The following is a 22018-nucleotide window of genomic DNA, read 5'->3' as shown; positions in this document are numbered from 1 at the left end:
CCACGAGGGGAGACGATGAAGACTTTTCACTGCGACAACTGCGGCAAGCAGGTGTTCTTCGAGAACACGGTATGCGGCAATTGCGGCTGGATGCTGGGCTACCAGCCGGAACTGCAGGCCATTACCAGCTTTTCGCCGATCGAGGAAGACGGCGCGGCGCCGCAACGCTGGCGCAGCGCGCGGCCGGAGCACCGCGGGCGCGCGTTCCGGCAATGCGTGAACTACTGGCGCGAGAACGTCTGCAACTGGATGGTGGACGCGCAGAGCCCGCATGAACTGTGCGCCTCATGCCGCCTGACGCGGGTGATCCCCTCGCTGGAGGACGGCAACAATCGCGTGCTGTGGAGTCGCCTGGAAACCGCCAAGCGCCGCCTGCTGCATTCGCTGTGGACGTTGCGGCTGCAGCCGGTGCCCAAGACCGAGGACGAGGAGGCCGGGCTGGCCTTCGAGTTCCTGCAGGACATGCCGCACGGCGAGCGTGTGCTGACCGGGCATGCCGACGGCGTGATCACCATCAACGCAGCCGAGGCCGACCCCGCCTACCGTGAGAAGGCGCGCGAGCAGATGGCCGAGCCTTACCGCACGCTGCTGGGGCATTTCCGCCACGAGAGCGGCCATTACTATTTCGACCGGCTGGTGGCGCAGAGCGCTTGGCTCGACGGTTTTCGCGCGCTGTTCGGCGATGAGCGCGAGGACTACGGCGCCAGCCTGCAACGGCACTACGAGAACGGGCCGCCCGAGCAGTGGGAAGAACGCTTCGTCAGCGCCTATGCCAGCAGCCATCCCTGGGAAGACTGGGCCGAGACCTGGGCCCATTACCTGCACATGTTCGACACGCTGGAGACGGCCTACGCCTGCGGCGTGCAGCTGCGCCCGCGCAACGCCGACGAGCAGAAACTGGTGATCAGGGCGTCGCCGGCCGCCACCGATTCCTTCGACGAGCTGGCCGGGGAATGGTTTGCGCTGACCTATGTGCTCAACAGCCTGAACCGCAGCATCGGCATGCCGGACTCCTATCCGTTCACGCTGTCCACGCCGGTGCTGGACAAGCTGCGCTTCGTCCACGAAGTGGTGGGCGGCCAGGTTCAGTAGGTGAGGGTGATGGTGACGGTGTCGGAGTAGAGGTCGGCCTTGGGCGCCTGGCCCGAGGGAATGCGGCCGTATACGGTCAGGCTCTGCAGCAGGCCGTTGGCGGTGCCGGCGACGGTATCGGCGCCGACCGTCGAGCCCCACAGGCTGGAGCGGGCGGCGTTGCGGTACAGCGCGTAGTGCAGCGTATCGCCTCCCAGGCCGGTCATCTTGCGCACCGTGGTGGTAGCGCCGGCGCCCGAGCCGGCATCGAGGCCGACGTTGTAGCTGGTGCCGAAGGTGCACAGCACGGTGATGGTGCCGGTCTGGTCCAGCTGCGCCGCGGTGTTGTAGGTGCCGAATGCGATGGTCGAGCCGCTGACCAGGCATAGCGACAGCACATTGGTGCCGACGCTGATGCTGCCCACGCCGGTGGCCGCCTGCGACGGCGCGCATGGCGTCGCCAGGACGACGGCCAGCGCAAGGCCGGTTGATTTGAAGCATTTCCTGAGCATTGTCGTTCCTCTGGCCGGACTTGGCGGCGATCTTGCCGCCTCTGCATTGTTGTGACCCGGCAGTGGGAACTTTAGGTTGCGCTGCGTCACCCGCTAATCGGGTATTCCCCTAGCCAGGAGGCAATCGCCGTCAGGGTTTTCCCTAAAATCCATCAAAAATCACATTCTGTCGCGCGGATGCATCAGGCCGGCGATTTTTTCAGCGGCCCAAAAAGACAAAACCCGGAAGCGGACTTCCGGGTTTTGCGATGCGCCTGGCGAGGACTTCAGGCGCTTACTCTTCCTTCGACTCCAGCGCCCGGTTCAGGCTCAGCGCCGCCAGCGAGCCGACTGCGCCCGACAGCAGGTAGAAGCTCACATAGGCCATGCCGAAGTGCGCCGACAGGCCCAGCGCCACCAGCGGGGCGAAGCCTGCGCCCACCAGCCAGGCGACGTCCTGGGTCAGGGCGGCGCCGGTATAGCGATAGCGGCTCTGGAAGTTGGCGGTCACGGCGCCGGCAGCCTGGCCGTAGGACAGGCCCAGCAAGGCGAAGCCGATCAGGATGAAGGTGTTCTGGCCGGACTCGCCGCCGTTCATCAGGGCCGGCACGAAGGCCGAGAGGATGGCGATCAGCAGCGCCATCGAGCCCAGCGTGGTGCGGCGGCCGAAGCGGTCGGCGATCAGGCCGGAGGCCAGGATGCCCAGCGCCATGATGGCGCCGCCGATGATCTGCACCACCAGGAAGTCGGCCGTCTCGCGCAGCGAGTACAGCTTGATCCAGGACAGCGGGAACACCGTCACCAGGTGGAACAGCGCATAGCTGGCCAGGGCGGCGAGGGCGCCGATGATGATGTTGCGGCCCTGCGTGGTGGTCAGCTCGATGATGCCGGCCGGCTCCAGTTCGCGCTCGTCCAGCAGCTTGGCGTATTCCGGGGTGGAAACCAGGCGCAGGCGGGCGAACAGCGCTACAACGTTAATCGCGAAAGCGACATAAAAAGGAAAGCGCCAGCCCCAATCCAGGAAATCTTCCGTGGTAAGATTTGCCAGCATATAGGCAAACAGGCTCGCCGCAATCACGAAACCAAGCGGCGCGCCAAGCTGGCCGAGGGCTGCATACCATCCGCGCTTGTTCTGGGGGGCGTTCATGGCCAGCAGCGAAGGCAAGCCGTCCCAGGCCCCGCCCAGCGCAATGCCTTGTCCGACCCGCAGCAGCGACAGCAGGACAATGGCCCACACGCCTATATGATCAAAAGTTGGCAGCAAGGCAATACCCGCCGTTGAAAAACCAAGCAGGAACAGCGCCAGCGTCAGCTTCACTTCTCTTCCGTACGCCCGCTGGATCGCCATGAATATCGCTGTGCCGATAGGTCTGGCCAGGAACGCGAACGCAAAGATCACGAACGCGTAGAGCGTGCCTTCCAGCCTCTGTTCGAAAGGAAAGAAAATGGCCGGAAACACCAATACCGACGCCAAGGCGTATACGAAGAAGTCGAAATACTCGGACGCTCGTCCGATGACCACGCCGACGGCGATTTCACCGGGCTCGATGTGCCCATGATCGCGGGCGGCGGGAGGGACGTTGGAATTCGGCCGGAACTCGCTGGAACCTTGACCGTTGTGGATGCTGGTGCTTGCCATGGCTTTGTCTCCCACTGTTAGAGGTTTAGTCGCAGTACGAAAATCCCATCCCGGCGGTCGTGGCTTGTGGGGTGGGACAAAACGTCCAATCGCCAACACACTTTATTGCCGTTACATTAGCATGCTCTGCTACATACGACTGGACTTTTCCTCCATGGTTTCTCAAATACTCCGTCGCGGATTGCTTCTTCTGCCTGCTCTTTTGTTGGCTGGATGCAACACCGTAGTCATGAATCCCTCCGGCGACATCGCGAACCAACAGGCTCGCCTGATCGTTATCTCCACCGTCCTGATGCTCATCATCATCATCCCGGTGATCATCCTGACCCTGCTGTTCGCCTGGCGCTACCGCAAGGGCAACACCTCCGCGCCCTACGAGCCGGACTGGGATCACTCGACCCGCCTGGAGCTGATCATCTGGGGCGCGCCGCTGCTGATCATCATCGCGCTGGGCCTGCTGACCTGGATCACCACCCACACGCTGGATCCGTACCGTCCGCTGTCGCGCATCGACGCCGAGCGTCCGCTGTCGCCGCAGGCCAAGACCCTGACGGTCGAAGTGGTGGCGCTGGACTGGAAGTGGCTGTTCATCTATCCGGAGCAGGGCATCGCCACCGTGAATGAACTGGCGGCCCCGGTCGATACGCAGATCCAGTTCAAGATCACCGCCTCCAACGTGATGAACTCGTTCTACATCCCCGCGCTGGCCGGCCAGATCTACGCCATGCCGAGCATGGAGACCAAGCTGCACGCCGTGATCAACAAGCCCGGCGAATATGAAGGCTTCTCGGCCAACTACAGCGGCGCCGGCTTCTCGCACATGCGCTTCAAGTTCCATGGCCTGGACCAGCAAGGGTTCGACGAGTGGGTCAAGAAGGCCAAGGCCGACTCCGGCACCATGAGCCGCGCCGACTACCTGAAGCTGGAGCAGCCCAGCGAGCGCGAGCCCGCACGCCTGTTCGGCACTGTCGATGCCGGTTTGTTCCACGCCATCGTGAATCGCTGCGTCGCGCCCAATTCGGTCTGCCTGGACAAGATGATGTCCACCGACCTGAATGTGAAGCCCGGCCAGCAGAAGCATGAGTGATCGTTCCGAGCGCAGTAGCCGTATTGGCGCGGTGGCCCGCCGCCGCGCCGTGATTTCCTTTTTCCCCGGGAAGTAAAGATGTCCGACAATTTTGACCTGATAAAGCTGATCTTCGGTCGCCTCAGCCTGGAAGCGATTCCATACCATGAGCCGATCCTGCTCGGTACCTTCGCCATGGTGGCGGTGGGCGGCCTGGTAATGCTGGCCCTGCTCACCAAATACCGCCTGTGGGGCATGCTCTGGCGCGACTGGTTCACCAGTATCGACCACAAGCGCATTGGCATCATGTACATCGTACTGGCCATCGTCATGCTGCTGCGCGGCTTCGCCGACGCGCTGATGATGCGCGCCCAGCAGGCCATCGCCTTCGGCGACAACGCCGGCTTCCTGCCGCCGCACCACTACGACCAGGTGTTCACCGCCCACGGCGTGATCATGATCTTCTTCGTGGCCATGCCCCTGGTGACCGGCCTGATGAACTACGTCGTGCCCCTGCAGATCGGCGCGCGCGACGTGGCCTTCCCGTTCCTGAACAACTTCAGCTTCTGGATGACCACCTTCGGCGCGCTGCTGGTGATGGCCTCGCTGTTCGTGGGCGAATTCGCCCGCACCGGCTGGCTGGCGTATCCGCCGCTGTCGGGCATCCTGTACAGCCCGGACGTCGGGGTCGACTACTACATATGGGCGCTGCAGATTGCCGGGGTAGGGACCTTGCTCTCGGGCATCAACCTGGTGGTGACCATCGTCAAGATGCGCGCCCCGGGCATGAACATGATGAAGATGCCCGTCTTCACCTGGACCTCGCTGTGCACCAACGTGCTGATCGTGGCCGCCTTCCCGGTGCTGACCGCGGTGCTGGCCATGCTGTCGCTGGACCGCGTGTTCGGCACCAACTTCTTCACCAACGACATGGGCGGCAACGCCATGATGTACGTGAACCTGATCTGGATCTGGGGCCACCCCGAGGTCTACATCCTGGTTCTGCCGGCGTTCGGCATCTTCTCCGAAGTCGTCTCGACCTTCAGCGGCAAGCGCCTGTTCGGCTACACCTCCATGGTGTACGCGACCGTCGTGATCACCATCCTGTCCTACCTGGTGTGGCTGCACCACTTCTTCACCATGGGTTCGGGCGCCAGCGTGAACTCGTTCTTCGGCATCACGACGATGATCATCTCGATCCCGACGGGCGCCAAGATCTTCAACTGGCTGTTCACCATGTATCGCGGCCGCATCCGCTTCGAAGTCCCCATGCTGTGGACCATCGGCTTCATGATCACCTTCGTGATCGGCGGCATGACCGGCGTGCTGCTGGCCGTTCCCCCGGCCGACTTCGTGCTGCACAACAGCCTGTTCCTGATTGCCCACTTCCACAACGTGATCATCGGCGGCGTGGTGTTCGGCATGTTCGCCGGCATCAACTTCTGGTTCCCGAAGGCCTTCGGCTTCAAGCTCAACGCCTTCTGGGGCAAGTGCTCCTTCTGGTTCTGGTTCGTCGGCTTCTACCTGGCCTTCATGCCGCTGTACGTGCTGGGCCTGATGGGCGTGACCCGCCGCATGAGCCACTTCGACGATCCGTCGCTGCAGATCTGGTTCGTGATTGCCGCCGTCGGCGCCGCGCTGGTCGGCCTGGGCATCCTGTCGTTCATCATCCAGATCGCCGTCTCGATCCGCGACCGCAAGCAACTGGCCGACGTCACCGGCGACCCGTGGAACGCCCGCACCCTGGAATGGTCGACCTCGTCGCCGCCGCCTGACTACAACTTCGCCTTCACCCCGGTCGTGTACGACAACGACGCCTGGGCCGACATGAAGAAGAACAAGTACCAGCGTCCGCTGGGCGACTTCGTCGAGATCCACATGCCCAAGAACACCGGCGCCGGCTTCATCATCGCTGCGCTGTCGGCAGCCTGCGGCTTCGCCCTGATCTGGCAGATGTGGATTCCGGCCGTGGCCGCCTTCATCGCCGTGGTGGTGGCCACTATCGTCCACACCTTTAATTACAACCGCGACTACTACATCCCGGCCGACGAAGTCGTCCGTGTCGAAGCAGAGCGCACTCGCCTGTTGAATAGCCATGTCTGAAGCAATCAACCACACGGCCGACGCGACGCCAAGCTCGCGCTACTTCGTCCGCCATCATCATCCGGAGAACGGCACCATGCTGGGCTTCTGGATCTACCTGATGAGCGATTGCCTGATCTTCGCCTGCCTGTTCGCGTGCTATGCGGTCCTCGGCCGCAACTACGCCGGCGGCCCGACCGGCGCCGAGCTGTTCGACCTGCCGCTGGTGGCGCTCAACACCGCGCTGCTGCTGCTGTCGTCGATCACCTACGGCTTCGCCATGCTGGCCATGCAGGCCAAGAAGCAGCAGAACACGATCGTCTGGCTGGTCATCACCGGCCTCCTGGGCGCCGGGTTCATCTACTTCGAACTGTATGAGTTCCTGCACCTGATCCACGAAGGCGCGGGTCCCGCGCGCAGCGGTTTCCTGACCTCGTTCTTCGCGCTGGTCGGCACCCACGGCCTGCACGTGTCCTTCGGCATCATCTGGCTGGTCGTGCTGCTGTTCCAGATCAACAAGCACGGCCTGACCGAGGCCAACGGCCGTCGCCTGATGTGCCTGTCGATGTTCTGGCACTTCCTGGACGTGGTCTGGATCGGCGTCTTCACCTTTGTCTACCTGATGGGAGTCCTGCCATGAGCCGCGGCCACCAAGAACACCCGGCCCGACCGATGGGCCATCACGACGAGCATGACCACGGCCACGAGCATGGCCACGGTCATGGCGACCACGCCGCGCACGGCTCGATGAAGGACTACGTCACCGGTTTCGTGCTGGCCGTGATCCTGACCGCGATCCCGTTCTGGCTGGTGATGAGCAAGTCGATCGAAAGCTCGGCGCGCCTCGGCATCGTCCTGCTGGCGTTCGCCGCCGTGCAGATCGTGGTGCACATCAAGTACTTCCTGCACATGAACAGCAAGTCCGAAGGCGGCTGGAACATGCTGTCGATGATCTTCACCATCATCATCGTCGGCATCGCCTTGTCCGGTTCGCTGTGGGTCATGTACCACATGAACCACAACATGATGCCGACCATGTCGCCGGAAAACATGCCTACTGAAACCGTGCCGCAATCGATGCAGCAAAGCATGCCCGGCATGCAGCACGGCGCAGCGCAATCGAAATGAGCCAAACGCCAAGCAATGGCGTGACGCAAGGCAAGGAAAACGGGGCCGCGAAGGCGGCTCCGGCATCCCGCTCAAAGGCCAGCCTGGTTTTCCTGGCCCTTTGCGCGGGATTTTTCTTTCTGGCCTTCGCCGCGCTGGGAACCTGGCAGGTCTACCGCCTGCAATGGAAACTTGCCCTGATCGCCAAGGTCGACGCGCGGGTGCACGCCGCGCCATCGCCGGCGCCGGCGCGTGAGCTCTGGCCGCAGGTCTCGGCGGACCGGGACGAGTACCGCCGCGTCGCACTCACCGGCCGCTACCTGTACAGCAAGACCACCGCCGTGCAGGCCAGCACGGATCTCGGCAGCGGCTCCTGGCTGATGACCCCGCTGCAGGCCGCCAACGGCGATATCGTGCTGGTCAACCGCGGCTTCGTCAGCACCTCGCCGATCAAGCTGATCGCCAGCACCGCGCCCGACGGCGCCGCCGACCGGCCGGTCGAGGTGGTCGGCCTGCTGCGCGTGAGCGAGCAGGGCGGCGGTTTCCTGCGCAGCAACGACGCCGCGCAGAACCGCTGGTATTCGCGCGACGTCGACGCGATCGCCGCCGCGCGCGGGCTGGGCGCTGTCGCGCCTTACTTCGTCGACGCCGACAAGGCCAGCTCGGAGTCCAATGCCGCCGCCGCGCCCGACGCCGAGAAACCGGTGGGCGGGCTGACCGTGATCGCCTTCCACAACAGCCATCTGGTCTATGCGCTGACCTGGTATGCGCTGGCCCTGATGATGGCTGCGGCCGGGTGGTGGGTGGTGCGCGACGAGCGCCGCCGTCGCGGGATAAGCCGGGCATGACCGCCACCGATACGCCGGTCAAGCGCAGGACGCTCAGGGAACGCTGGGCGCGCCTGCGCCAGGGCGAGGAGAACCCGGCCGGCCACCAGAACATGCTGCTGCTGATCCAGCTGCGCTGGCTGGCGGTGCTGGGGCAGATCTCCACCATCGCCTTCGTGGTGCTGGTGTTCGGCATCCACCTGCCGTTGCCGCACATGCTGGAGGTGCTGTCCTGCCTGATCGCCTTCAACGTCGCCAGCCACCTGCGCTGGCACGAGCGGCGCACGGTCTCCAACGCCGAGCTGTTCCTGGCCTTGCTGGTGGACGTGGCGGTGCTGAGCTTCCAGCTCTATCTCTCCGGCGGCATCTCCAATCCGTTCGCCTTCCTCTACCTGATGCAGATCATCCTCTCGGCGGTGCTCCTGAAGCCCTGGTCGAGCTGGACCATCGTCGGCGTCACCATGGCTTGCCTGGCCAGCCTGGCGCTGTTCTCGGAGCCGCTGGCGCTGCCGCCCGACCACAGCGCCGGCCTGTTCAGCCTGTACGTGGAAGGCACGCTGATCTGCTTCCTGCTCAACGCCGGCCTGATGGTGTTCTTCATCACCCGCATCAACAGCAACCTGCGCGCCGGCGACGCCTTGCTGGCCGACCTGCGCCAGCGCTCGGCCGAGGAGGACCACATCGTGCGCATGGGCCTGCTGGCCTCGGGCGCGGCCCACGAGCTGGGCACGCCGCTGGCGACCGTCTCGGTGATCCTGGGCGACTGGCGCCGCATGCCCGAGATCAGCCAGCGCCCCGAGCTGGTGGACGACATCGCCGAGATGGAAGCGCAACTGCAGCGCTGCAAGTCCATCGTCAGCGGCGTGCTGCTGTCGGCCGGCCAGGCGCGCGGCGAGTCCTCGGTCAAGACCACGCTCAATACCTTCCTCGACAGCGTCGCCGACGACTGGCGCCGCTCGCGCCCGGTGGAGGTGTTCGAATACCGCAACCTGATCGAGCACGACCTGCCGGTGGCCTTCGATTCGGCCATCAAGCAGATGCTGGGCAACGTGCTGGACAACGCCTTCGAGGTCTCGCCCCAGTGGCTCTCGCTGCTGGTGCGGCGCGATGGCGACCTGTTGCTGGTGGAGGTGACCGACCACGGCCCCGGTTTCCCGGACTGGATGATCAACCAGCTCGGCAAGCCCTACCAGTCCACCAAGGGCAAGCCAGGGCGGGGCCTGGGCCTGTTCTTCGTGGTCAACGTCGCGCGCAAGCTGGGCGGGCGCATCTCGGCCAGCAACCGCGAGGCCGGGGGCGCGCGGGTGACGCTGTCCCTGCCGCTGTCGGCCATCAGCCTGGAAGAGGCCGCCGACGGGCCCGGCGACGCCTGACTTTTTCGTCGCGCATCTTTTTTTGATCCTCCTCAAGCCTTGCCGGGCGGGCGTTTGACGCCGATCAATCCCGATTTCATACCTTGGTGTAAGTGCCAACGTCCAAACTCGCAATACAATAGCGGGTTGGGAAAATAGAAATACTGGGAAAGCAACATGCCGGCTGATCGCCTGCTCCTGATCATCGAGGACGACGCCGCCTTCGCCCGCACCCTGGGCCGCTCGTTCGAGCGCCGCGGCTACACGGTGCTGCAAGCCTCCAACCAGGAGGAAGCGGCCCTTCATCTGAAGGATCACAACCCCGGCTATGCCGTGGTCGACCTGAAACTCTCCGGCAACGCCTCGGGCCTGGCCTGCGTGCAGATGCTGCACGCCCACGACGACGCCATGCTGATCGTGGTGCTGACCGGCTTCGCCAGCATCACCACGGCGGTCGAGGCGATCAAGCTGGGCGCCTGCCAATACCTCGCCAAGCCCTCCAACACCGACGACATCGAAGCCGCCTTCGGCCATGTGGCCGGCATCGCCGACCTCGAGCTTTCGGCGCGCGTCACCTCCATCAAGACGCTGGAATGGGAGCGCATCCACGAGGTGCTGGTGGAAACCGACTTCAACATCTCCGAAACCGCCCGCCGGCTCGGCATGCATCGCCGCACCCTGGCCCGCAAGCTGGAAAAGCAGCGCATCAAGTAAGCGCCGGGTTGCGCGCGGCGTCGGCCTGATGGCGCCACAACGGGTATCATTACGCCCGCAGCGCCGCCGGCGGACCACGCGCCGGGCGGCGCAAGAACGCAACGACACCAAAAAGGAAATGACGTGACCCATCGCATCGGTTTTTTCCAGCGCGGCCTGCTGTTGGCCAGCGCCGCCGTCACACTGGCCGCGGCCGGCGGCGCGCAGGCGCAGTCCACCATCCGCATCGGCGAGATCAACAGCTACAAGGCGCAGCCGGCTTTCCTCGAGCCGTACCGCCGCGGCTGGGAGATGGCGCTGGAGGAAGTCAACGCCGCCGGCGGCGTGCTGGGCAAGAAGCTGGAAGTGGTGGCGCGCGACGACAACGGCAATCCGGGCGACTCGGTGCGCATTGCCGAGGAACTGGTGGCGCGCGAGCGCGTGGCGCTGCTGTTCGGCGGCTTCCTCTCCAACACCGGCCTGGCGCTGACCGACTACGCGAAGCAGCACAAGGTGTTCTTCCTGGCCGCCGAGCCGCTGACCGACAAGATCGTCTGGCAGAACGGCAACAAGTACACTTATCGCCTGCGCCCTTCGACCTACATGCTGGTGGCCTCGGTGGTGAAGGAGGCCGTCAAGCTCAAGAAGAAGCGCTGGGCGCTGGTCTATCCCAACTATGAATACGGCCAGTCCGCCGTGGCCAGCTTCAAGGCGCTGCTGAAGCAGGCGCAGCCGGACGTGGAGTTCGTCGCCGAGCAAGCCACGCCGCTGGGCAAGATCGACGCCGGCCCGGTCACCCAGGCGCTGGCCGACGCCAGGCCCGACGCCATCTTCAACGCGCTGTTCGCCGCCGACCTCGGCAAGTTCGTGCGCGAGGGCAATACCCGCGGCCTGTTCGAGGGTGTCGAGGTGGTGTCGCTGCTGACCGGCGAGCCGGAATACCTGGATCCGTTGAAGGGCGAAGCCCCGGTCAACTGGATCGTCACCGGCTATCCCTGGTATGCGATCAACACGCCCGAGCACAAGAAGTTCGTCGAGGCCTACCGCAAGAAATTCAACGACTATCCTCGCAACGGCTCGCTGGTCGGCTACTCCGCGCTGATGTCGATCGCCGCCGGCATCAGGAAGGCCGGCAGCGTCGACGCCGACAAGCTGGCCGCTGCCTTTTCCGGCCTCAAGGTCGATACCCCGGTGGCGCCCATCGTCTACCGCGCGCAAGACCACCAGTCCACGCTGGGCGCCTTCGTCGGCCGCACCGGCGTGAAGGACGGCCGCGGCATCATGACCAGCTTCACCTACGTCGACGGCGCCGCGCTGCAGTTGCCCGACGCCGAAGTGAAGAAGCTGCGTCCGGCCGACTGATTGCCCATTTGATGTCCCGCCCGATCCGGCCGGCGCTGCCATGACGCTTGCCAGCCTCACCGTCCAGCTGCTCAACGGCCTGGCCGACGCCTCCGCCATGTTCCTGGTGGCGGCCGGGCTGTCGCTGATCTTCGGCGTCACGCGCATCGTCAACTTCGCCCACGGCTCGTTCTACATGCTGGGCATCTACATCGCCTACAGCCTGGTGGACGCCATCGGCGCCACCGGCCTGGGTTTCTGGGCGGCCGTGCTGCTGGCGGCGCTGGCTGTCGCGGCCATCGGGGCGGCAGTCGAGATCGCCGTCCTGCGTCGCATCTACCGCGCGCCCGAACTGTTCCAGCTGCTGGCTACCTTCGCGCTGGTGCTGGTGATCAAGGACGCCGCGCTCTGGCACTGGGGGCCGGAAGACCTGTTCGCGCCGCGCGCGCCAGGGTTGTCCGGCGCGGTGCAGCTGCTGGGCCGGCGCCTGCCGCAATACGACCTGCTGCTGATCTGCATCGGTCCGCTGGTGTTCGCGCTGCTGTGGCTGCTGACCAACCGCACGCGCTGGGGCACGCTGATCCGCGCCGCCACCCAGGATCGCGAGATGCTGGGCGCGCTGGGCGTGAACCAGGCGTGGCTGTTCACCGGCGTGTTCGCGCTGGGCTGCTTCCTGGCCGGCCTGGGCGGCGCGCTGCAAGGGCCGCGCATGCCGGCCAACCTGGCGCTGGACCTGGACGTCATCAGCAACGCCTTCGTGGTGGTGGTGGTCGGCGGCATGGGCTCGATCGGCGGCGCCTTCGCCGCAGCCTTGCTGATCGCCGAGATCAAGGCGCTGTGCATCGCGCTGGGCGATGTCTCGCTGCTGGGCATCGACATCTCGCTCTCGCGCCTGACCCTGGTGGCGGAGTTCCTGGTGATGGCGGCGATCCTGGTGGCGCGTCCCTGGGGCCTGTTCGGCAAGCCGCCGCCGGCGCCGCGCCATACCGGCCACGACGCGCCGCTGCCGGCGCCGGGCCGGGCCTCGCGCCTGGCAGGCGGCGCGCTGCTGCTGGCGCTGATCGCCTTGCCGCTGGTCGCCGGCAGCTTCCCTTATCTGCCGGTGCTGATGGTGGAGATCCTGGTGGCCGTGCTGTTCGCCGCCAGCCTGCATTTCATGATGGGACCGGGCGGCATGGCCTCGTTCGGGCACGCCGCCTATTTCGGCCTGGGCGCGTACGGCGCCGCGCTGTTCGCCTTGAAGCTGCACTGGGGCATGGCTGCCGCCTTCGTCGCCGGGCCGCTGGTCGCGCTGCTGGGCGCCTTGCTGTTCGGCTGGTTCTGCGTGCGCCTGTCGGGCGTCTACCTGGCCATGCTCACGCTGGCCTTCGCCCAGATCGTCTGGGCCGTGATCTTCCAATGGGACGACCTTACCGGCGGCAGCAACGGCCTGGTCGGCCTTCGTCCGGCCGAGGGTTTCGCTTCGCCGGTGGCTTATTACTACCTGGCGCTGGCCTGCACCGCCATCGGCGTATGGCTGCTGCGCCGGGTGGTCTATTCGCCGTTCGGGCTGGCGCTGCGCGCCGCGCGCGACTCCTCGGCGCGGGCCGCGGCGCTGGGCATGGACGTACGCCGCATCCAATGGCTGGGCTTTGCCGTGGCGGGCCTGTTCTGCGGGCTGGCCGGCGTGCTGTTTGCGTTTTCCAAGGGCAGCATCTCGCCGGAGGCCGCCAGCGTGGGCCGCTCGGTGGATGGCCTGGTAATGGTGATGCTGGGCGGCGTGCAAAGCCTGGCCGGGCCGCTCGTGGGCGGGGCGCTGTTCACCTGGCTGCAAGATGCGGTGGCGCGCCAGACCGACTACTGGCGCGCCTTGCTCGGCCTGGTGATGCTGGCGCTGGTGCTGCTGTTCCCGGGCGGCCTGGCCGGCGCGTGGCGGCGCCTGCTGCCGGGCCGCAACGGGGAGGGCGCATGAGCCTGCTGCAAGTCAGCCATCTGGCCAAGGCCTTCGGCGGCGTGAAGGCGCTCGACGATGTCTCCTTCGAGCTGCCGGCCGGGCAGCTGCTGGCGCTGATCGGTCCCAACGGCGCCGGCAAGTCGACCTGCTTCAACATCATCAATGGCCAGCTGCGCCCCGACGGCGGCGCCGTGCTGCTGCAAGGCGAGGATATCGCCGGCCTCGACGCGCGCCATATCTGGCGCCGCGGCGTGGGGCGCACCTTCCAGGTATCGGCCGCGTTTCATTCGATGACGGTGCTGGAGAACGTGCAGGCGGCCTTGCTCTCGCACCGGCGCCTGCTGGGCCGGTGGTGGCGTCCGGCCTCGGCTTATTTCCGCGACGAGGCGATGCAGCTGCTGGAGCAGGTGGGCATGGCGTCGCAGGCGGGGCGCGCCTGCGGCGTGCTGGCCTATGGCGACATCAAGCGCGTCGAGCTGGCCATGGCGCTGTCGAATGCGCCGCGCCTGCTGCTGATGGACGAGCCCACCGCCGGCATGGCCGCGCGCGAGCGCCACGACATGATGGCGCTGACGCAGCGGCTGGTGCGCGAGCGCGGCATGTCGGTGCTGTTTACCGAACACAGCATGGATGTGGTGTTCGCCTACGCCGATCGCGTGATCGTGCTGGCGCGCGGCCTCCTGATCGCCGACGGCAGCGCGCGGGAGGTGCGCGACGACGCCCGTGTGCGCGAGGTCTACTTCGGCTCGGGCGCCACCTTCGGCGGGAGTGCGGCATGAGCGAACCCTTGCTCCGCGCGCGCGGCCTGAACGCCTTCTACGGGCGCGCCCACATCCTGTTCGATCTCGACCTCGAGGTCGGGCGCGGCGAGGTGGTGGCGCTGATGGGGCGCAACGGCGCGGGCAAATCGACTACGTTGAAGGCGCTGATGGGCTTGCTCGACGGCACCCGGGGCCGGGTCGAGTTCGACGGCCGCGAGATGTCGGGTCTTGCGCCGTATCGCCGCGCGCGGCTGGGCCTGGGCTTCGTGCCCGAGGACCGGCGCGTGTTCAGCGGCCTGACGGTGTTGCAGAACCTGGAAACCGGCCGCCAGCCGCCGCGCGAGGGCGTGCCGCACTGGACGCCGGCGGCCTTGTTCGATCTCTTTCCCAACCTGGGCGCCATGCCCGGGCGCGCCGGCGGCCAGATGAGCGGCGGCGAGCAGCAGATGCTGGCCATCGCGCGCACGCTGATGGGCAATCCCGGCCTGGTGCTGCTGGATGAGCCGTCCGAAGGCGTGGCGCCGGTGATCGTCGAGCAGATGGCCGACACCATCGCGCGGCTGAAGGCGGCGGGCATGGCGGTGCTGCTGTGCGAACAGAATTTTCATTTCGCGCGCCTGGTCAGCGACCGCGCCTGCCTGCTCGACCATGGCCGCATCGTCTACCGCGGCGACCTCGACGGCGCGCAAGCTCATCAGTCGGCCGACGGCCTCTGACGCGGCTTGCCGGGATGCCGGCGAAATCCGCCGCCAGTTGCCGAAAATCAAGGGGAACCGTGAGCCGATGACGTGTCCAACGAGAACAAGCTGAACCGCCGCCTGCCGCCAGCTCAAGCGTGGCAGGCGCACGCATCCGGGAAGGATTCCCATGGAACTGGAACACATGCTGGCCAGGGCAGAGTCCCTGGCCTATCGTATTTCCTCCGAGCTGAACGGCCAGCGATTGCCGGACGACCCGCGCGCCTGCGCCGCCATCGGCTGCCTGACGGTGGCCCAGCAGCACCATAGCGCCATCATCATCCTATTGCGCAACGACATGCCGGTGCACGCCTCGGCCTTCGCGCTGCTGCGCCACCAGATCGAGACCGCCTTCAACGCCGTGTGGCTGTGGTACTGCGCCGGCGACGACGAGATCGAGCGCTTCATGCGCGACGGTAGCGGCAAGACCGTGCGCCAGCTGGTGGCGCAGGTGGACGGCGTGCTGGCCGGTCGGGAAGAAGAGGAGGCCGCCATCATCCGCGACCACTGGTCGCAGCTGAGCGACTTCGTTTTCGCGGGCGATCGTCGGATTCGCCACTGGCTGGAGTCCAACGAGGTCGATGCGATCTATTCCGAAGACGCCGTGGCCGAGCTGGCGGCCCTGTCCAACTCGATCGCCGAGCTGGGCCTGGCCACCTATCGCAGCCTGAGCGGCATCGCCGGCGAGGTGGCGCCGCCGCAGGCGCGCGGCAGAACCGCGAGCTAGGGGCGCAGGCCCAGCGGCGCCGGATCGATCAGCGCCGCGGCACGCGCGGCGTCGGGCTGCGCCATCCACGGCAGGTCGGCCAGCAGCGGCGCGCCGATGCGTTGCGACAGGCTCTCCAGCATGGCTAGCGCATAGGGTTCGGCCGGATCGATGCGATTGGCCACCCAGCCCGCCAGCGGCAGCGACCTGGCGCGGATGGCCTGCTGCGTCAGCAGCGCATGGCTGATGCAACCCAGCCGTATCCCCACCACCATGATCACCGGCAGGCCCAGCGCCGCCGCCAGATCGTCCGTGTTGCTGCAATCGTCGAGCGGCACCATGAAGCCTCCCGCGCCTTCCACCACGACCACCTGCGCCGCCTCGGCGATGCGGCGGTGACAACCGCGCAAGTAGTCGATATCGATGGCCACGCCTTCCTCGGCCGCCGCAATATGCGGCGCCGTCGCGCTCCTGAAGAGATACGGGTTGAGCAGCGCCGGCGGCAAGGCGACGTTGGCGGCGGCGACCAGGGCATCGGCGTCTTCGTTGCGCCAGCGCCGGCCGTCGTGGAAGGCGCCGGAGGCGACCGGCTTCATGCCGGCCGCGCGCAGGCCGCGCCCGGCGAACAGGCGGATCAGCGCCGCAGCCGCCAGCGTCTTGCCCACCCCGGTATCGGTGCCGGTGACGAAAAAGCCGCGTGCGGGCTGAGCGGCCGTCATGCAGCCTCCATGACGGTATCGAACACTTCATGCACGCGGGCGGCCAGCCATTGCACGTCCTCTTCGCCGAGGATGTAGGGCGGCATCAGGTACAGCGTGTTGCCGATGGGGCGCAGCAGCAGCTCCCGGCGCGCGGCCTCCTGCGCGAAGCGGCGCGAGAAGGCGCCGGCATCGGCCGGATCGTCCAGCCGCGCGTCGCAGGCCCAGATCATGCCGGTGCGACGCGGGCGGGCGATGCGCGCGTCCTGCGCCAGCGGCTGCAACGCGCGCTCCATGGCTTGGGCCAGGCCGCGGTTGCGTTCCAGCACCTGCTCATCCTCGAAGATCGCCAGCGTCTCCAGCGCGGCGCGGCAGGCCAGCGGGTTGCCGGTGTAGGAGTGCGAATGCAGGAAGCCGCGGCGCACGTCGTCATCGTAGAAGGCCTGGTAGACATACTCCTGCGTCATCACCAGCGAGAGCGGCAGGTAGCCGCCGCTGATGCCCTTGGACAGGCACAGGAAGTCCGGCCAGACGCCGGCTTGCTCGCAGGCGAAGAAACTGCCGCTGCGGCCGCAGCCCACGGCGATCTCGTCGGCGATCAGGTGCGCGCCGTAGGCGTCGCACAGGGCGCGCAGGCCGGCCACGTAGGCGGCGTCGTGCATCGCCATGCCGGCGGCGCACTGCACCAGCGGCTCCACGATCACTGCCGCGACCTGGCCATGGCGCTCCTGCAGCAGCCGTTCCATGTCGGCCAGCGCACGCGCGGCGACCTCGGCCGCGCCTTCTCCCGGCAAGGCGTGGCGCGCGTCGGGCGAGGCGGCGATGTGCGCCGGGCGCAGCATGGACTCATAGGGCGCCCGAAACAGCGCCGTGTCGGTCACGCCCAGCGCGCCCAGCGTCTCGCCGTGATAGCCGCCGGCGACGCAGATGAATTCGGTCTTGGCGCCATGCCCGGCATTGCGCCAGGCATGCACGCTCATCTTGAGCGCGATTTCCACCGCCGAGGCGCCGTCCGAGGCATAGAAGCAGCGGCCCAGCGCGTGGCCGGTGAGGGCGGAGAGCTTTTCCGACAGCGCCACCACCGGCTCATGCGTGAAGCCGGCCAGCATGGCGTGCTCCAGCCGCTCCAGCTGGTCGACCAAGGCGCGGTTGATGCGCGCATTGGTATGGCCGAACAGGTTGACCCACCATGAACTGATCGCATCGAAGTAGCGCCGGCCGTCGGCGTCGTACAGCCAGGGGCCGTGGCCGCGCGCGACGGCGATCGGCGGCATGTCCTCGTGGCGGCGCATCTGGGTGCAGGGATGCCAGACGCTGCGCAGGCTGCGCGCGGCCAGGTCCATCGACGTCGGCGCGTTCATGATGGCGCTCCGGCCGCATGGCGCAAGGCGGCAAGCAGTTGTTCGACATGCGCCGGCGTATGCAGCGCCGACAGGCTGATGCGCAGGCGCGCCGTTCCCCGCGGCACGGTGGGCGGGCAGATTGCCGGCGCCCAGATGCCCAGCTGGCGCAGCCTCTGCGCCAGCGCGCGCGCCGCCGCGTTGTCGCCGACGAGTAGCGGCTGGATCGCGGTGACCGAGGGCAGCAGCCGCCACGGTAGCCCGTCCAGGCCCTGGCGCAGCAGCCGGGCCAGCTCCCGCAAGCGCTCGCGCCGCCATTCGTCGCGCGCGATGACGCCGAGCGCGGCCGACGCGGCGGCCGCCAGCATGGGCGGATGGGCCGTGGTGAACATATAGGTGCGGGCGCGCTGCATGATCCATTCGAGCAGCGCGGCGTGGCCGGCCACGAAGGCGCCGGCTGCGCCGGCCGCCTTACCCAATGTGCCCATGTACAGCACATGGGGCGAGCGCGACGCGCACAGGCCGGCATGCGCCAGGCTGCCGCGTCCCTGCGGCCCCAGCACGCCGAAGCCATGGGCGTCATCCACCAGCAGCCAGGCGCCGTGGCGCTCGCACAGCGCGGCCAGTTCGGGCAAGGGCGCCAGGTCGCCGTCCATGCTGAACACGGCGTCGGTGATCACCAGCTTGCGCCGGCTCTTGCAGCGCGCCAGCACCTGTTCAAGGCGCGCGGTGTCGTTGTGCGGGAAGACGCGGAACTCCGCGCCCGCCAGCCGCGCGCCGTCGATCAGCGAGGCATGGCTCAGGCGATCGAGGAAGACGGTATCGCCGGCGCCCACCAGGGCGCCGATGATGCCGAGGTTGGCCATGTAGCCGCTGGAGAAGCACAGCGCGCGCGGCAGGCCGGTGAAGGCGGCCAGCTCCTGCTCCAGCCGCTCGTGCGCGCTGGCGTGGCCGGAGATCAGCGCGGAGGCGGCGGCGCCCACGCCGTATTGCGCGGCGGCCGAGACGCAGGCCGCGACCAGCTCGGGATGGTTGGCCAGCCCGAGGTAGTCGTTGCTGCAGAAGGACAGGCAGGCTTGCCCGTCCACCTCCAACACCGGCCCCTGGGGGCCGTCCACTACGTGCCGCGTGCGCGCCAGGCTCTGTGCGGCGAGTCCGGCGAGTTCCTGGGTGAAGTCATGCATGAAGAGCTTTCCTTGAAATGACGGGCAGGCGCTCCAGCGCACGATAGGCGCCGGGCGGCTGCCATGCCGGCGGCGCGGCACCGGCTTCGATGCCGGGCAGCTCGCGCAGCAGGGCGCCGAAGGCGATCTCCGCTTCCAGCTGCGTCAATGCCGCGCCCAGGCAGGCGTGGGGGCCGCGGCCGAAGGACAAATGCAGGCCCTGGTCACGGGTGATATCGAAACGCTGCGGTTCCGGGAAGCGCCGCGCATCGTGGTTGGCCGCGCCGATGTGGAGGATCGCCAACTGGCCGCGGCGCAAGCGCCTGCCGCCGATGTCGACGTCGTCCACCAGGCGGCGGCCGGTGTATTGCACCGGGCTGTCGTAGCGCAGCATCTCGCGCACGGCGGCGCGCAGACCGGCAGGAGAAGCTCGCAGCGCCGCCCATTGCGCGGGATGGCGCAGCAGCGCCAGCAGGCCGTTGCCCAGCAGGTTGCGGGTGGTCTCATAACCGGCGAAGAGCAGGGTGCAGCACTGCGCCAGCGCCTCGACGGCGCTGAGCCGGTGCGCCTGCCGCGCCGCCGCGATGCGCGCCAGCAGGCCGTCGCCCTGGTGCGCATCGGGGCGCGCCAGGAGCTGCGCGAAGTATTCGCCCATCTCGGCCAGCGCCTGCTGCGCCGCCAGCGTCTGCCGGGCATCCGGCGTGGGGCTGCCGATGAAGGCGGCGAGCTCGGCGGCCCAGGCGATGAAGTCATCCGTCGCCTGCTCCGGCAAGCCCAGCAGGCCGGCGATCACCAGCGCCGGCAGCGGTCGCGCGAAGGCCTGCACGAAGTCGAACTCCGGCGCGCCGCGCTGGTCGATCCGCGCGATCAGGTCTTGCGCGATGGCGGCGATGGCCGGCGCCTGGCGCTGCAGGTCGGACGGCTTGAAGCCGACCTGCACCACGTCGCGCAGGCGGCGATGCGCACGGCCGTCGAGAAACAGCAACGAGCGCGCGAACACCCGCTTGAAGCCGAGCTGCGCCGGCGATGGCCGGCCGCCGGCGGCCATGCCGCTGTTGATCCAGCGCGCCGCGCGCCGCACCGAGAAGCGCGGATCGCGCAAGGCCGCCGCCACCTCGTCGTAGCCGCTCAGCACCCAGGCGCCGTCGCCATAGTCCTCGCTCCACACCGGGCCATGCTCCGTCCCGGCCGTTGGCGCATCCGACATCACGGCTTGCCCGCGGCCGGTCGGATGCCCAGGCGCGCCAGCAGTTCGAGGTCGGCCGAGACCGGCGCGTTGGGCGTGGTCAGCAGCTTGCTGCCGAGGAAGATGGAGTTGGCGCCGGCGGCGAAGCACAGCGCTTGGGTGGCGTCGCTCATGCTCTCGCGCCCGGCCGACAGGCGGATCACCGCGCCGGGCACGGCAATGCGCGCCACCGCCACGGTCCGCACGAACTCGAACTCGTCCAGCGCCGGCGCGTCCTCCAGCGGCGTGCCCTTGATCGGCACCAGGTGGTTGATCGGCACCGACTCCGGCTGCGGCGTCAATGCCGCCAGCTGGGCGATCAGCCCGGCGCGCTGGCGGCGCGTCTCGCCCATGCCGACGATGCCGCCGCTGCATACGTTCAGGCCGGCCTGCTGCACCTTGCGGATGGTGTCGAGCCGGTCCTGGTAGCTGCGGGTGGAGATGACGTGGCCGTAGAAGTCAGGGGCGGTGTCAAGGTTGTGGTTGTAGAAATCGAGGCCGGCCTGCTTCAGCGAGCGCGCCTGTTGTTCTTCCAGCATGCCCAGCGTCATGCAGGTCTCCAGGCCGAGCGCACGCACGTCCCTGACCATCGCGGTCAGGGTGTCCATGTCCCGATCCTTGGGATTGCGCCAGGCCGCGCCCATGCAAAAGCGCGTGGCGCCCTGGGCGCGCGCCGCCTGCGCCGCTTCCAGCACGGCCGCCGGCGCCATCAGCTTGCCGGCCGCCACGCCCGCCTCCTTGTGGTGGGACGACTGCGAGCAATAGCCGCAGTCTTCCGGGCAGCCGCCGGTCTTGATCGAGAGCAGGCTCGAGAGCTGCACCTCGTTGGCGGGATGGTGCGCGCGGTGCACGCCTTGGGCCCGGTACAGCAGGTCGAGGAAGGGCAGCTCGAAGAGGGCCTCGACGGTGGCCATGTCGAGCCGGGAGTCGTCAGTCGATGCGGCGGTGGCGGCAGTGGCCGGGGAGGAAACGGCGGCTCGGCCGTGGAAGGTGATGGCGCTCAGGCTCATAGATAAAATCCAAAGCAAGGTTTGAAAAGCTTAAAATTCTGCTTCGGCGGATTCTATCTTCGTGCTTTTTCATTCAACAATAAGTTTTATCATAGATTATCTATAAAATGAGCGCCTCAAAGAACGCCTCGGCGACGATCGTCGAACGCATCGCCGACACCCTGCGCATGCGCATCGTGCGCGGTGAAATCGCCGGCGGCGCGGCGCTGAAGCAGGATCACATCGCGCAGGAATTCCAATCCAGCCACGTGCCGGTGCGCGAGGCGTTCCGACGGCTGGAGGCGCAAGGGTTGGCAGTCGCCTTGCCGCGTCGCGGCGTGCGGGTGACCGTGCTCGATCCGGTCATCGTCAAGGAAAACGTGGTGATGCGCGCGTCGCTGGAATTGCTGGCCCTGAAGCATGGCGCGCCGCGCTTTTCCTCGCTGCACATCGGTCGCCTGGAGCAGGCGCACGAGGCCTGCTCGCAAGCCGCCTCGCTGGCCGAGTGGGACGCCGCCAACAACTTGTTCCACGACATCCTCTCCAGCGAATGCGGCATGCCGCGCCTGCTGGCGGTGTTGGCGCAACTGCAGCTGACCAACTCGCGCTACCTGTTTTCCACCGGCATGAAACGCGGCTGGCAGCCGCGCTCCGACCACGACCACCTGCTGATCATCGATGCCCTCAAGGAGAAGAAGATCGAGCGCGCGCTGCAGTTGTTGAGCATGCATATCGGGACGATGGAGCGGGTCGGCTTCAAGCTTTCGTGAGCGGGAAGCACGGCGTTCGGATCGCCC

General features: G+C 67.2%; 21 protein-coding genes. 14 read left to right on the top strand and 7 right to left on the bottom strand.

Going from position 1 to position 22018, the window contains the following annotated elements:
- Positions 1 to 15: 15 nt before the first annotated feature.
- Positions 16 to 1092: a zinc-binding metallopeptidase family protein gene (locus Herbaro_RS11885; RefSeq protein WP_275009838.1), complete on the top strand. Its 1077-nt coding sequence runs from the start codon at positions 16 to 18 to the stop codon at positions 1090 to 1092.
- Here the strand turns inward: Herbaro_RS11885 and Herbaro_RS11880 are convergent.
- Together Herbaro_RS11880 and Herbaro_RS11875 are read right to left on the bottom strand one after the other, a co-directional pair.
- The gene (locus tag Herbaro_RS11880) at positions 1086 to 1583 is read right to left on the bottom strand and encodes a Csu type fimbrial protein (protein WP_275009837.1); all 498 of its coding nucleotides are present in this window, start codon (positions 1581 to 1583) and stop codon (positions 1086 to 1088) included. The two genes, Herbaro_RS11885 and Herbaro_RS11880, sit on opposite strands and share 7 nt — an antisense overlap.
- 274 nt (positions 1584 to 1857) lie before the next feature.
- The gene (locus Herbaro_RS11875; RefSeq protein ID WP_275009836.1) at positions 1858 to 3201 is read right to left on the bottom strand and encodes an MFS transporter; all 1344 of its coding nucleotides are present in this window, start codon (positions 3199 to 3201) and stop codon (positions 1858 to 1860) included.
- A gap of 154 nt (positions 3202 to 3355) precedes the next feature.
- Here Herbaro_RS11875 and cyoA point away from each other — a divergent pair, with 154 nt between their 5' ends.
- The 12 genes from cyoA (at position 3356) to Herbaro_RS11815 (ending at position 15827) form a co-directional block, all read left to right on the top strand.
- A complete protein-coding gene (gene cyoA / locus Herbaro_RS11870) occupies positions 3356 to 4288 on the top strand; it encodes a ubiquinol oxidase subunit II (protein WP_275009835.1) in 933 nt (310 codons plus the stop codon).
- 78 nt (positions 4289 to 4366) lie between these two features.
- Complete coding sequence (gene cyoB, locus Herbaro_RS11865) at positions 4367 to 6370, top strand: cytochrome o ubiquinol oxidase subunit I (protein ID WP_275009834.1); 2004 nt, start codon at positions 4367 to 4369, stop codon at positions 6368 to 6370.
- On the top strand, positions 6363 to 6989 hold the full coding sequence (gene cyoC, locus Herbaro_RS11860; RefSeq protein ID WP_275009833.1) for a cytochrome o ubiquinol oxidase subunit III: 627 nt from the start codon (positions 6363 to 6365) through the stop codon (positions 6987 to 6989). Before cyoB ends, cyoC begins: the two co-directional genes overlap by 8 nt.
- Complete coding sequence (gene cyoD / locus Herbaro_RS11855; protein WP_275009832.1) at positions 6986 to 7477, top strand: cytochrome o ubiquinol oxidase subunit IV; 492 nt, start codon at positions 6986 to 6988, stop codon at positions 7475 to 7477. Before cyoC ends, cyoD begins: the two co-directional genes overlap by 4 nt.
- A complete protein-coding gene (locus Herbaro_RS11850; RefSeq protein WP_275009831.1) occupies positions 7474 to 8304 on the top strand; it encodes an SURF1 family protein in 831 nt (276 codons plus the stop codon). The genes cyoD and Herbaro_RS11850 overlap by 4 nt, the downstream gene beginning before the upstream one ends.
- Complete coding sequence (locus tag Herbaro_RS11845; RefSeq protein WP_275009830.1) at positions 8301 to 9656, top strand: ATP-binding protein; 1356 nt, start codon at positions 8301 to 8303, stop codon at positions 9654 to 9656. Before Herbaro_RS11850 ends, Herbaro_RS11845 begins: the two co-directional genes overlap by 4 nt.
- Positions 9657 to 9812: 156 nt before the next feature.
- Positions 9813 to 10349, top strand: coding sequence for a response regulator transcription factor (locus tag Herbaro_RS11840; protein ID WP_275009829.1), 537 nt, complete (start codon positions 9813 to 9815; stop codon positions 10347 to 10349).
- A gap of 123 nt (positions 10350 to 10472) precedes the next feature.
- Positions 10473 to 11690, top strand: coding sequence for an ABC transporter substrate-binding protein (locus tag Herbaro_RS11835; protein ID WP_446719264.1), 1218 nt, complete (start codon positions 10473 to 10475; stop codon positions 11688 to 11690).
- 40 nt (positions 11691 to 11730) lie between these two features.
- Positions 11731 to 13620 (top strand): ABC transporter permease, encoded by a 1890-nt coding sequence (locus Herbaro_RS11830; protein ID WP_275009828.1) that lies wholly within the window; start codon positions 11731 to 11733, stop codon positions 13618 to 13620.
- A complete protein-coding gene (locus Herbaro_RS11825; protein WP_275009827.1) occupies positions 13617 to 14381 on the top strand; it encodes an ABC transporter ATP-binding protein in 765 nt (254 codons plus the stop codon). Before Herbaro_RS11830 ends, Herbaro_RS11825 begins: the two co-directional genes overlap by 4 nt.
- Complete coding sequence (locus Herbaro_RS11820) at positions 14378 to 15079, top strand: ABC transporter ATP-binding protein (protein ID WP_275009826.1); 702 nt, start codon at positions 14378 to 14380, stop codon at positions 15077 to 15079. The genes Herbaro_RS11825 and Herbaro_RS11820 overlap by 4 nt, the downstream gene beginning before the upstream one ends.
- A 151-nt stretch (positions 15080 to 15230) precedes the next feature.
- On the top strand, positions 15231 to 15827 hold the full coding sequence (locus Herbaro_RS11815) for a DUF6988 family protein (RefSeq protein ID WP_275009825.1): 597 nt from the start codon (positions 15231 to 15233) through the stop codon (positions 15825 to 15827).
- Here Herbaro_RS11815 and bioD read toward each other — a convergent pair.
- From bioD to bioB, 5 genes are read right to left on the bottom strand one after another with little or no spacing between them, the layout of a single operon-like run.
- Positions 15824 to 16525, bottom strand: a complete 702-nt coding sequence (bioD, locus tag Herbaro_RS11810) for a dethiobiotin synthase (RefSeq protein ID WP_275009824.1) — start codon at positions 16523 to 16525, stop codon at positions 15824 to 15826. The genes Herbaro_RS11815 and bioD overlap by 4 nt on opposite strands.
- Entirely contained in the window at positions 16522 to 17865 is a 1344-nt protein-coding gene (gene bioA / locus Herbaro_RS11805) for an adenosylmethionine--8-amino-7-oxononanoate transaminase (protein WP_275009823.1), read from the bottom strand. The genes bioD and bioA overlap by 4 nt, the downstream gene beginning before the upstream one ends.
- On the bottom strand, positions 17862 to 19028 hold the full coding sequence (gene bioF, locus Herbaro_RS11800) for an 8-amino-7-oxononanoate synthase (protein ID WP_275009822.1): 1167 nt from the start codon (positions 19026 to 19028) through the stop codon (positions 17862 to 17864). The genes bioA and bioF overlap by 4 nt, the downstream gene beginning before the upstream one ends.
- Positions 19021 to 20214 carry a cytochrome P450 gene (locus tag Herbaro_RS11795; RefSeq protein WP_275009821.1) on the bottom strand — a complete coding sequence of 398 codons (1194 nt, stop codon included), beginning with the start codon at positions 20212 to 20214 and terminating at the stop codon, positions 19021 to 19023. The genes bioF and Herbaro_RS11795 overlap by 8 nt, the downstream gene beginning before the upstream one ends.
- Positions 20214 to 21146 carry a biotin synthase BioB gene (gene bioB, locus Herbaro_RS11790; protein ID WP_275014006.1) on the bottom strand — a complete coding sequence of 311 codons (933 nt, stop codon included), beginning with the start codon at positions 21144 to 21146 and terminating at the stop codon, positions 20214 to 20216. Before bioB ends, Herbaro_RS11795 begins: the two co-directional genes overlap by 1 nt.
- 203 nt (positions 21147 to 21349) lie before the next feature.
- Between bioB and Herbaro_RS11785 the strand changes: the two genes are divergently transcribed.
- Positions 21350 to 21991, top strand: coding sequence for a GntR family transcriptional regulator (locus Herbaro_RS11785; RefSeq protein WP_275009820.1), 642 nt, complete (start codon positions 21350 to 21352; stop codon positions 21989 to 21991).
- Positions 21992 to 22018 lie beyond the last annotated feature (27 nt).

The sequence above is a fragment of the Herbaspirillum sp. WKF16 genome (assembly GCF_028993615.1).
In the GTDB taxonomy this organism is placed as follows: domain Bacteria; phylum Pseudomonadota; class Gammaproteobacteria; order Burkholderiales; family Burkholderiaceae_D; genus Herbaspirillum.
Note: the sequence above shows the minus strand (reverse complement) of the source record. Positions and strands in the feature narration are given on the sequence as shown.